The 11,774-nt window shown below is 69.2% G+C and carries 7 protein-coding genes and 1 pseudogene; 6 read left to right on the top strand and 2 right to left on the bottom strand.

Features of this window, described 5'->3' with window-relative positions:
* A pseudogene (locus G3N92_RS23525) lies at positions 1 to 326 on the bottom strand (sensor domain-containing diguanylate cyclase); the annotation flags it as partial.
* Between the two features lie 349 nt (positions 327 to 675).
* On the opposite strand from G3N92_RS23525, the gene G3N92_RS23530 reads away from it, so the two are divergent.
* Positions 676 to 1,440: a GntR family transcriptional regulator gene (locus G3N92_RS23530; protein WP_206129985.1), complete on the top strand. Its 765-nt coding sequence runs from the start codon at positions 676 to 678 to the stop codon at positions 1,438 to 1,440.
* Between the two features lie 87 nt (positions 1,441 to 1,527).
* Here the strand turns inward: G3N92_RS23530 and G3N92_RS23535 are convergent, their stop codons facing one another.
* Positions 1,528 to 2,313, bottom strand: a complete 786-nt coding sequence (locus G3N92_RS23535; RefSeq protein ID WP_206129986.1) for an SDR family oxidoreductase — start codon at positions 2,311 to 2,313, stop codon at positions 1,528 to 1,530.
* A 416-nt stretch (positions 2,314 to 2,729) separates the two neighbouring features.
* Between G3N92_RS23535 and G3N92_RS23540 the strand changes: the two genes are divergently transcribed.
* The 5 genes from G3N92_RS23540 to uvrA all read left to right on the top strand — a co-directional run.
* Positions 2,730 to 3,569 carry a transporter substrate-binding domain-containing protein gene (locus tag G3N92_RS23540; RefSeq protein WP_206129987.1) on the top strand — a complete coding sequence of 280 codons (840 nt, stop codon included), beginning with the start codon at positions 2,730 to 2,732 and terminating at the stop codon, positions 3,567 to 3,569.
* Between the two features lie 42 nt (positions 3,570 to 3,611).
* Positions 3,612 to 4,628: a 4-hydroxyproline epimerase gene (locus tag G3N92_RS23545; protein ID WP_206129988.1), complete on the top strand. Its 1,017-nt coding sequence runs from the start codon at positions 3,612 to 3,614 to the stop codon at positions 4,626 to 4,628.
* Positions 4,629 to 4,868: 240 nt separating this feature from the next.
* Complete coding sequence (locus G3N92_RS23550) at positions 4,869 to 5,990, top strand: branched-chain amino acid ABC transporter substrate-binding protein (RefSeq protein WP_206129989.1); 1,122 nt, start codon at positions 4,869 to 4,871, stop codon at positions 5,988 to 5,990.
* 92 nt (positions 5,991 to 6,082) lie between these two features.
* A complete protein-coding gene (locus G3N92_RS23555) occupies positions 6,083 to 6,481 on the top strand; it encodes an FKBP-type peptidyl-prolyl cis-trans isomerase (RefSeq protein WP_206129990.1) in 399 nt (132 codons plus the stop codon).
* Positions 6,482 to 6,834: 353 nt separating this feature from the next.
* Positions 6,835 to 11,774: excinuclease ABC subunit UvrA (gene uvrA, locus G3N92_RS23560; protein ID WP_206129991.1), on the top strand; the 4,940-nt coding region annotated here is incomplete at its 3' end.

Genomic DNA, 11,774 nt, shown 5'->3' on the forward strand with positions numbered 1-11,774 from the left:
GGCGCGGGCGCGATCAGCAGCAGGGCGCCGAGGCGTGCGCCGTCGGCGGCGCGCAAGGCGCAGGCGGCGTGAGCCGCGCACAGCACGATGTCCGACGAATGGCCCGCGCGGGCGGCGAACGGATCGGCGGGCAACGGGATCGGCAGCGGGCCTTCGACGCCGAGCAGGTAGGGGCCGCTCGAGCCGCTTGCCGCCGACACCACGATCAACGCCGATTCCGCACCGAAATGCGCGCGCGCCAGACGCAGCAGCGCGGCGCATTCCGCGTTGACCGGCGGCCCGTCCACGGGCGCGACCGCGGTCTCGCCGGTTTCGGAAATCAGCATACGAAAGGCCCCTGAAGCGATCGAGGTGAGGCGAGCGCCGAGTGCTCACTGCGTGCCTGTTCAGGCGGCCTAATCATAAAACGGTTTGATGACGGAAGGGCCATGCACAGGCGGGATCGGGCCGTTTGCGCGCGATGCCGTGGCGGCGGCGCGACGCGTTGCACCGGGCGCTGCGTGCGCGACGACGAATTCGCGGCATCGCGCGGCGGGCCGGCGGTTTACACTGCCGTCATTGCGTCGCTGGCCGGGGCGCGGTTTCGCCGGGCGTTCCGGCGCCCGGCCCGCTTCGACGGGCGCGCCGGCCGGCACGGCGCGCGCCCCGCACACGCATTCCCCTTCAGGACACACGATGGCCAAAGCAATCGCAGCCGATCCCACGGCTGGCAAGGAAACCGGCGCGGCACGCGTCTACAAGCTGCTGCGCAACGACATCCTCACCATGAAGCTGGCGCCGGGCACGCCGCTCGACGAGGTGGGGCTGGCCGAGCGTTTCGATTCGTCGCGCTCGCCGATCCGCGAGGCGCTGGTGCGCCTGTCGGCCGACGGGCTGGTCACCACGCTGGCGAATCGCAGCACGGTCGTCACGCCGATGGATTTCGCGCGCGTGCCCGAGTTTCTCGACGCGCTCGACCTGCTGCAGCGCGTGACCACGCGGCTCGCCGCGCTGCACCGCACGCCGGCCGACATCGCCGCGATCCGCGACGCGCATAAAACCTACGAAAAGGGCATCGCCGCGAGCATCCGGACGGGCGACAGCCTGCCGATGATCGAAACCAACACGGCGTTCCACATGGCGATCGCGCGCGCCGGCCGCAACACCTATTTCGCGGATCTGTACCGCCGCCTGCTCGACGAAGGCCGGCGCATGCTGCATCTCCACTTCGAATACAAGGCGCTGGATCCGGGCATCTCGCCGCAGAAGATGGGCGAGCATCACACCGAGATGCTCGACGCGATCGAGCGCGGCGACGCCGATCAGGCCGAGGATTGCGCGCACCGGCACGCGGTGCAGTTCAAGGGGCGCTTCATGGAGTTCATGGACCGCAACCTGACGGCCGGCATTCCGCTGACCTATCGCGGCGCCGGCAAGCGGCCGGCGCGCGACCCGGACTGAGCGGGGCCGGGGCGGGTTGACGCGGTCTGACGCGGGCAAGGCGGCGAAGGCGCCGCGTGGCCCGCGTGCGTGCTGCCTGCCGCCGGATCAGGCCGGCTGCGAGGCGTACGCGAGATACGCCGAGCGCACCAGCCAGCCACAGTCCACCGGCAGCACCGCGCCCGTCACGGCCGACGCCTCGGGCGAGCACAGGTAGAAAATCGTGTCGCCCACTTCCGACGGGGCCACGAAGCGCGGCAGCGCCGATTTCTCGAGCACCACGGCCGGATCGCGCTCGCCGCTGTCGATGCGCGCCTGCATGGCCGGCGTCAGCGTGTAGCCCGGCGCCACGGCGTTGACCCGCACGCCGCTCGGGCCCCATTCCGCCGCCATCACCTCCGTCAGCATCTTCAGCCCGGCCTTGCCGACCGCGTAGCCGATCTGCGCCGACGGGCGAAACGTCGTCAGCGAGCACAGGTTGACGATCGCGCCTCGCCCGGCCTCGCACATCGCCGCGCCGAGCGCGCGCGACACCAGCAGCGTGCCGCGCACGTTGATGTCGTAGAGCCGGTCGATTTCGGCGATGTCCACCTCGAGCAGCCGCACCGCGTTCTGCAGGATGCCGCCGGAATTGACCAGCGCATCGGGCACGCCGTGCCGCTCGAGCAGGGCGGCGGCGAAGCGGCGCACGTCGCTTTCGTCGGCCACGTCGAGCTTGAGGAAATCGATGCCGTCGTGCTCGCGGCCGATGTCCGCCGCCACCTCGCGGCCGCGCGTTTCGTTGATGTCGGCGATCACGACGCGATAGCCGCCGCGCGCGAAACGGCGCGCCGCGGCCTCGCCGATCCCGCTCGCGCCGCCCGTCACCACCGCCAGTTTCCGTTGCTTGTTCATTCGACATCCTCACCATGTTGGAATTGACCGATCCGATGGGCCCAATGCAGCGGCTTCACGCGGATTTTTGGTCGACGTAATGTCGACAAATGCTTGCATCGCGGTATTTCCATGTCAAGAAAAAGCATGCGAAACGATGCCGATCAGGGCTTGGGGTTTGCCCGATGTGACGTGAAAATAGTCATGTAAACAATGAGTTGTCGATGAGATCCGGCAAGGATTAATTTTTTCTCGTTGACAGTGTCGGCACTGTGTCGACAATAACGACAGCCCGGAGCGCCGCGCCGAATGCGTTGCCGACGGGCGCCAAAATCTTCATATCGTTAGCAGTCCGGAAAGGTACGGGCGGCCTTTGGGCATGGCCCGCGCCGTGGCATCGGTTTGCTTCATGGCTTTCCCCAACCAAGAGGTTGCATATGGTCCACGTTCCCGTTTTCCTGCGCCGCAGCTTGCTGTGCCTTGCCACCCTGTCGGCCGTGTTCGCGAGCGGCGCGTCGCAGGCCGACGACACGTCGACCTGGCAGAGCGTCCGGCAGGCCGGCGTGCTGCGCTGCGGCGCGGCGGTCTCGCCGCCGTACGTGATGCGCGATCCGAAGACGGGCGACTACAGCGGCATGTTCCCGTGGCTGTGCAAGGCGTTCGGCGAGAACGTGCTGCATGTGAAGGTGCAGTTCGTCGACACCTCGTGGGACAACATCGTCGCGGGCCTGCAATCGGGCAAATGGGACCTGTCGCTGTCGCTGAACGACACGCCGGAGCGCCGCAAGGCCATCTCGTTCTCGGCGCCGGCGGTGGAATACAGCGTCACGCTGGCCTACAACAAGCGCAACCCGAAGCTGCCGAAATCGATCCAGTCGATCGCCGACATCGACAAGCCCGGCACCGTCATCACCGTGATGTCGGGCACCGTGCAGGACCGCGCGATCTCGGGCGCGGTCAAGCAGGCGCAGATCATGCGCCTGCCGGGCTTCGACGAAACGCGCCTCGCGCTGATGTCCAAGCGCGCCGATCTGCTGGCCGACGAAAAGATCACCAACCGGATGCTGATCGAAGCGCACCGCGACTGGGCGGTGGCGTTCAATCCCACGCCGCCGCTCGCGCCGCAAGGCATCGCGTTCGGCGTGCGCAAGGAAACCCCGGCCGCCGATCTGGCCGTGTTCAACACGTTCATCGAGAACGAGAAGAAGAGCGGCGACATGGAAAAACTGCTCCAGGCGTCGATCAAGGAAACCCTCGCGCAGACGCAGGGCAACTGAACCCCGGCGGGCCCGCGCCCGCCTCCAACGATCCAGGTAGACATGACGACATACACATTCCGATGCATCGAGGGGCATACCGAAGGGATGCCGGTACGCATGGTGGTGGAGGGCGGCCCGGCCCTGACGGGCGCGACGATGAACGACCGCAGGCTCGACTTCGTCGCGCGTTTCGATTGGGTGCGCCGCGCGCTGACGATGGAGCCGCGCGGCCACGCGCACATGTCCGGCACGATCTTCTATCCGCCGCTCAGCGAGAACGCCGATTTCAGCCTGCTGTTCATCGAGACGTCCGGCTGCCTGCCGATGTGCGGCCACGCCACGATCGGCTCGATCTCGTTCGCGCTCGAGGCGGGGCTGATCGTGCCGAAGCAGCCGGGCCTGGTGGTGGTGGACGTGCCGGCCGGCCAGGTCACGGCGCGCTACGAGATGGACGGCGGCCGGGTGCGCTCGGTGCGCTTCACGAACGTGCCGAGCTTCCTGCTGCATCGCGATCTGGAGATCGACGTCGCGCCGCTCGGCAGGCTCACGGTGGACGTGGCCTATGGCGGCAATTTCTATCCGATCGTCGAGGTGCAGGCGAACTACCCGGGCTGCGAGCACTTCAGCCCCGACGAACTGCTGGCGATGGGCCGCGAGGTGCAGTTGCGCGTCAACGCCGCGCTCGACGTGGTGCATCCCGACAATCCGAAGATCCGCGGCGTCAAGCACTGCATGTGGACCGGCGCGCCGGTGGCCGGCGATGCCGACGGCCGGGCGGTGGTGATCGCGGGCGAGTTCCTGATCGACCGCTCGCCGTGCGGCACCGGCACCTCGGCGCGCGTCGCGCAGCGCCATGCGCGCGGCCTGCTGGCGCAAGGCCGGCCGTTCACGCACGAAAGCCTGATCCTGAGCCGCTTCGTGGGCCGCGCCGAGCAGGCCGTGCAACTGGAGAGCGGGCTCGCGGCGGTGCTGCCGAGCATCGAGGGGCGCGCGTGGATCACGGGGCGCGGCGAGCACTACGTCGACGACGCGCAGCCGTACGCGCAGGGCTTCAACCTGGCGGACTTCTCGCGCTAGGCGCGAAAGCGCGCACCTCACGCACCTCGCGCGCGAACCGCGGCGCGCCGCCGCGACGCACTGTACAGGCCGCCCGGCCTGTATAGCGCAGGCGGCGCGATGGCCGGTGTACATGTAGCGCCGAAATTTGGCCCGGAACAATCGGCTGACTGTCGGCGCAATGCAAGGTTTCCGGACGCTCACCGGGGATCGGATGCCTTGCCGTGCCGGCCTTCCGTTGACTTCGCGAGGAACCCCTAGATGAAACACATGCACCATTCGACCGTTTTCGCGGCGCTGCTGGCCGTTTCGTGTGTCTCCGCCCAGGCGGAAGTGGTCAAGATCGGCGTGGCCGGCCCGCTCACGGGCGGCCAGTCCAATTTCGGCAAGGACGACGAGCGCGGCGTGCGGATGGCGGTGGAGGATCTGAACCGCACGCCGATGACGATCGGCGGCCAGACGGTGACGTTCGAGATGGTGTCGGAAGACGACGCCGGCGACCCGAAAACCGGCGTGGCCGTCGCGCAGAAGCTGGTGGATTCCGGCGTCAAGGCCGTGATCGGCCACTACAACTCGGGCGTGACGATCCCGGCCTCGCGCATCTACAACAACGCGCGGATCCCGATGATCACGGGCGCCGCGTCCAACCCGGCGATCACGCGCCAGGGCCTGCCCTACGTGTTCCGCCTGGCCGCCAACGACAACGTGATGGGCGCGAAGATGGCCGAATACGCGGCCAAGGTGCTGAAGGCGAAGCGGGTGGCCGTGATCGACGATCGCACCGCCTACGGCTCGGGCGTGGCCGACGTGTTCGTCGAGACGGCGAAGAAGAACGGCATGGAGGTGGTGGGCCGCGAATATGCGAGCGACAAGGCCACCGATTTCAACGGCATCCTGACCCACCTGAAGGCCGAGCGCCCCGACGTGATCTTCTACGGCGGCTACTACGCGCAGGCCGCCTCGATCGGCCGCCAGTCGAAGCAGCTCGGCATGAGCGCGCCGGTGCTCGGCGGCGACGGCATCTGCTCGGTCGACATGCCGAAGCTCGCGGCCGGCACGCTGAACGATCGCGGCTACTGCGCGCAGGGCGGCGCGCCGCTCGCGTCGCTGCCGGGCGGCGCGCAGTTCGCGAGCCGCTACGAGCAGCAGTTCGGTGCGAAGAACGACGTGTATTCGCCGGCGTTCTACTCGGCGACGATGGTGGTCGCGCAGGCGATCAAGGCCGCCGGCTCGACCGATCCGCAGAAGTTCGTGCCGGTGCTGCGCCGCACGCAGTTCTCGACGCTGGTGGGCAAGGTGGCGTTCGACGCGAGCGGCGAATGGATCGACGCGCCGGTGACGGTGTACAAGGTGTCGGCCGACGCGCTGAGCCCGGTGAAGTAAGCGGCGAAGCCGCCGCCACGGCGCTGGCGGCGGCGCTGCGATGCGTCACGCGATGCCGATATAATCGTCGCGCCATTCAACGAGGACATCGCATGAAATCAGTGATCGCCGTACTTGCCGCATCCACCTTCGCCACCGCCGCCTTCGCCGCCAACCCCGTCGAGAAGCTGCCGTCCGGCGTGACGGTCGAAACGATCAAGCCGGGCACCGGCGCGCAACCGACCGCCAGCGACGTGGTCACGGTCAACTATCGCGGCACGCTCGCGAACGGCACCGAGTTCGACGCGTCGGCCAAGCACGGCGGCCCGGCCACGTTCCCGCTCGGCCAGGTGATCCCGTGCTGGACGCAGGGCGTGCAGAAGATCAAGGTGGGCGGCAAGGCCAAGCTCACGTGCCCGGCGGCCACCGCCTACGGCAGCCGCGGCGTCGGTTCGATCCCGCCGAACAGCGATCTGACGTTCGAAGTCGAACTGCTGAGCATCAGCAAGTAAGCGCAATGCCCGGCCAGCCAGCCGGGCATTGGCGCACGCCGGCCGCGGTGCAACGCGGCGGCCGGCCGGTTCGCGGCGCGACGTTTCGCGCCGCGTTTTCGTTTGTGCCGCGTGGCGACCGATATGCCGCCGGGATCGGTTTTTGCCTCCTGACCCGTGCGGCACGGTGCGGCCGCCCGCCGGATCGCCTTGCAGGAACGACCGCGCGCGCCCCGAATCCAAGCCGTTCCGGAGCGCCCCGGCGCCGCGCCGTGAACGCTGTATGAATATACAGTATAGTGTCGCTGCCTCGCGCATCGCCCCGGCGCAGTTCGCCCGACGCGCCGCTCAACCCCTTCATACGGACAGGCCAATTGTCATCCAGCCATCTGATCCGCATTCGCGGAGCACGCCAGCACAATCTCAAGAACGTCGATCTCGACCTGCGCACCGGCGAGATGACGGTGGTGACCGGCCCGTCCGGCTCCGGCAAGTCGAGCCTGGTGTTCGACACGCTGTATGCGGAAGGGCAGCGGCGCTACGTCGAAACCTTCAGCGCCTACGCGCGCCAGTTCCTCGACCGGATGGACCGCCCGCAGGTGGAGCGCGTGGACGGCGTGCCGCCCGCGATCGCGATCGACCAGACCAACCCGGTGCGCAGTTCGCGCTCGACGGTCGGTACCATGACCGAGCTGAACGATCACCTGAAGCTGCTCTACGCGCGCGCGGCGCAACTGTTCGATCGCGAGAACGCGCAGCCGGTGCGGCATGACACGCCCGAAACCATCTTCGCCGAGCTGGCCGCGCGCACCGCGGCCGACGATCCGCGCCTGGTGCTGACGTTCCCGGTGGAGCTGCCCGACACGGTCACGCCCGAGGAAGTCGAGCAATGGCTGTCGGCCAGCGGCTACACGCGCGTGCAGGCGCAGCGCGAGGTGGCGTCGCCCACCGGCGCGCGCAAGCTGCTCGACGTGGTGGCCGACCGCTTCCGCCTGAGCCGCGTCGACAAGGCGCGCGTGGTCGAGGCGATCGAGGCGTCGCTCAAGCGCGGCGGCGGCCGGCTCAGCGTGTACGTGCTGCCGAACGACGCCGCCGAGGCGGACGACGCGCCCCAAACCCCGCTCATCTGGCGCTTCTCCACCGGCCTGCACAATCCCGACAGCGACCTGCGCTACGCCGAGCCGCAGGCGGCGATGTTCTCGTTCAACTCCGCCTACGGCGCGTGCGAGGCCTGCCGCGGCTTCGGCCGCGTGATCGGCGTCGATCTCGGCCTCGTGATTCCCGATGCGCGCAAGACGCTCAGCGAAGGCGCGATCAAGCCGATGCAGACGCCCGCCTGGAAGGAGTGCCAGGACGACCTGATGCGCTACGCGGCCAAGGCCGGCATCCGCCGCGGCACGCCGTGGGCCGAGCTGACCGACGCCGAGCGCGACTGGGTGATCAACGGCTCGCCCGACTGGAACGGCAAGTGGCAGACGCACTGGTACGGCGTCAAACGCTTCTTCGGCTATCTGGAAACCAAGGCCTACAAGATGCACATCCGCGTGCTGCTGTCGAAATACCGCAGCTACACGCCGTGCGAAACCTGCGGCGGCGCGCGCCTGAAAACCGAGTCGCTGCAATGGCGGCTCGGCTCGAAGGCGAACGCCGACGCCGTGCTCGAGCCCGCGAAGCGCTTCATGCCGCGCGGCGTGAGCTGGAACCGCACGCAGCTCGAAGCGCTGCCGGGCCTGACCGTGCACGACCTGATGCTGCTGCCGATCGAGCGGATCCGCCGTTTCTTCGACGGCATCGAACTGCCGAGCACGCTGCTCGACGACGCGCTGAAGCTGCTGCTGGCCGAAGTGCGCACGCGCCTGAAATACCTGTGCGACGTCGGCCTCGGCTATCTGACGCTCGATCGCCAGAGCCGCACGCTGTCGGGCGGCGAGGTGCAGCGCATCAACCTGACCACCGCGCTCGGCACCTCGCTGACCAAGACGCTGTTCGTGCTCGACGAGCCGAGCATCGGCCTGCATCCGCGCGACCTGAACCGGATCGTCGAGGCGATGCAGCGGCTGCGCGACGCGGGCAACACGCTGGTGGTGGTGGAGCACGATCCGTCCGTGATGCTGGCCGCCGACCGCCTGATCGACATGGGGCCGGGGCCGGGCGAGCGCGGCGGCGCGATCGTCTACGACGGCACGCCGGCCGAGATCCGTTCCGCCGATACGCTGACGGGCGCCTACCTGGGCGGCCGCCGCCACGTCGCGCACGCGTCGAACTGGGCGCGCCGCCCGGTGGACGCGGCCACGCCGCGCATCGTGCTGGCAGGTGCGAGCGAGCACAACCTGCGCGACGTCACGGTGGAGATTCCGCTGCAACGGCTGGTGTGCCTGACCGGCGTGTCCGGCTCGGGCAAATCCACGCTGCTGCAGGACGTGCTGTATCCGGCCATGTCGCGCCATTTCGGCAAGGCCACCGAGGCGCCGGGCGCGTTCCGCCGCCTGAGCGGCGCCGATCAGGTCAGCGACGTGGTGTTCGTCGATCAATCGCCGATCGGCAAGACCACGCGCTCGAATCCGGCCAGCTACGTGGGCGCGTTCGACGAGATCCGCAAGCTGTTCGCCAAGGCGCCGCTCGCGCTGCAACGCGGCTACGGCGCGGGCGTGTTCAGCTTCAACACCGGCGACGGGCGCTGCCCCACTTGCGGCGGCTCGGGCTTCGAGCACGTCGAGATGCAGTTCCTGAGCGACGTGTACCTGCGCTGCCCCGATTGCGACGGCAAGCGCTACCGCGACGAGATCCTCGAAGTGCGGATCGAGCGCGACGGCCGCGCGCTGAACGTGGCCGACGTGCTGGAGCTGACCGTCAGCGAGGCCGCCGCGTTCTTCGCGGCCGATGCCGAGGTGCTGCGCGTGCTGCAGCCGATCGTCGACGTCGGCCTCGAATACGTGAAGCTCGGCCAGCCGGTGCCGACGCTGTCGGGCGGCGAGGCGCAGCGGCTGAAGCTGGCCGGCTTCCTGGCCGAATCGGCGGTGGCGATCGTCGCGGCCGAGAAGGCCGCCAAGGCTGCCAAGACGGGGAAGGCGAAGGCCGGGAAGGCCGACTCGCCGGCCGTGGCCGGCCGCCTGTTCATGTTCGACGAGCCCACCACGGGCCTGCACTTCGACGATATCGCCAAGCTCATGCAGGCGTTCGGCAAGCTGCTCGCGGCCGGCCATTCGCTGATCGTCATCGAGCACAACCTCGACGTGATCCGCGCGGCCGACTGGCTCGTCGATCTCGGCCCGGAAGGCGGCGACGGCGGCGGCCTGGTGCTGTGCGCCGGCACGCCCGACGACGTCAAGGACTGCGCCGCCTCGCATACCGGCGTGGCACTGCGCGACTACGAGCGCGCGATGGGCGAACCGGCCGCGCTGGCCGACGACGGCGTGCCGCTCCAGGCGCGCCTGAAGGCGATGCGCGAGCGCCGCGCCGTGGAAGGCGAGGACGTGGTGCGCATCGTCAACGCGCGCGAGCACAACCTGAAGGCGCTCGACGTCGACATTCCGCACGGCCGCTTCAACGTGATCACCGGCGTGTCCGGCTCCGGCAAATCCACGCTGGCGTTCGATATTCTTTTCCACGAGGGCCAGCGCCGCTACCTCGAATCGCTGAACGCCTACGCGCGCTCGATCGTGCAGCCGGCCGGCCGGCCCGAGGTGGACGCCGTGTACGGCATTCCGCCCACCGTGGCGATCGAGCAGCGCCTGTCGCGCGGCGGCCGCAAGAGCACGGTGGCCACCACCTCCGAGGTCTGGCACTTCCTGCGCCTGCTGTACGTCAAGCTCGGCCTCCAGCACTGCATCCACGACGGCGCGCCGGTCACCTCGCAAACCGTCGATTCGATCGTCGCGCAACTGCTGCGCGATCATCGCGGCGAGCATGTGGGCTTCCTCGCGCCGCTGGTCGTGAACCGCAAGGGCGTGTACACCGACCTGGCGAAGTGGGCCAAGGCGCGCGGCAGCACGCATCTGCGCGTGGACGGCGAATTCGTGCCGGTGGAGCCGTGGCCGAAGCTCGACCGCTTCCGCGAACACACCATCGAGCTGCCGGTGGCGGACCTGGTGGTGTCGCCCGATCAGGAAGCCGAGCTGCGCCAGCGCCTGAACGAGACGCTCGAACTCGGCAAGGGCGTGATGCATCTGCTCGCGCCGCTCGACGGCCTGGTGGGCGCGATGAGCAAGGCGCACTCGACGGCGCGCATCGGCGCGGTCAAGGTGCTGTCCGTCAAGCGCGCCTGCCCGGTGTGCGGCACCAGCTATCCCGAGCTCGACCCGCGCATGTTCTCGTACAACAGCAAGCACGGCTGGTGCACCAGTTGCGTCGGCACCGGGCTTGCGCTCACGCGCGAGCAGCGCGCCGCCTACGACGACACCGTGCTGGTGGACGACAACCGCGGCCGCGAGCAGACTTTGCCGTCCGAGGAGCAGGAACCGGAAGGCATGGGCGACACGCCGTGCCCCGATTGCCACGGCACGCGGCTGAACCCGGCGGCGCGCGCCGTCGGCTTCGCCGGCAAGTCGATCACCGACGTCGCGCAATGGACGGTGGCCGACACGCGCCGCTGGATCGACGGCCTGCAGCTCGACGGCCGCGACGCGCAGATCGCGCGCGACATCGTCAGCGAGATCGGCAGCCGCCTCGCGTTCCTGGAGGAGGTGGGCCTCGGCTACCTGAGCCTCGACCGCGCCGCGCCGAGCCTGTCGGGCGGCGAGGCGCAGCGCATCCGGCTCGCCGCGCAACTGGGCAGCAACCTGCAGGGCGTGTGCTACGTGCTCGACGAACCCACCATCGGCCTGCATCCGCGCGACAACCAGATCCTGCTCGACGCGCTGCGCAAGCTCGGCGACAAGGGCAACACGCTGGTGGTGGTCGAGCACGACGAGGACACCATCCGCCGCGCCGATCACGTGATCGATATCGGCCCCGGCGCGGGCAAGCGCGGCGGCGCGCTGGTGGCGCAGGGCAAGGTGGCCGACCTGGCCGCGCAGCCCGATTCGCTGACCGGGCGCTTCCTCGCGCAGCCGATCGTGCATCCGTTGCAGGCGCGCCGCGAGGTGCTGCCCGCCACCGCGAAGCGCGAGACGGCCACGCCCGAGCACTGGCTCACCGTGCACGGCGCGAACCTGCACAACCTGCGCGACGTGACCGTCGGCATTCCGCTCGCGCGGCTCGTCGCCGTGACGGGCGTGAGCGGCTCCGGCAAATCCACGCTCGCGCGCGACGTGCTGATGACCAACCTGCTCGACGCCGTGGGGCGCTCGGTGCTGTCGTCGCCGGCCACGCGCCG

It is taken from the genome of Burkholderia sp. Ac-20379, assembly GCF_017104645.1.
GTDB lineage: Bacteria > Pseudomonadota > Gammaproteobacteria > Burkholderiales > Burkholderiaceae > Burkholderia.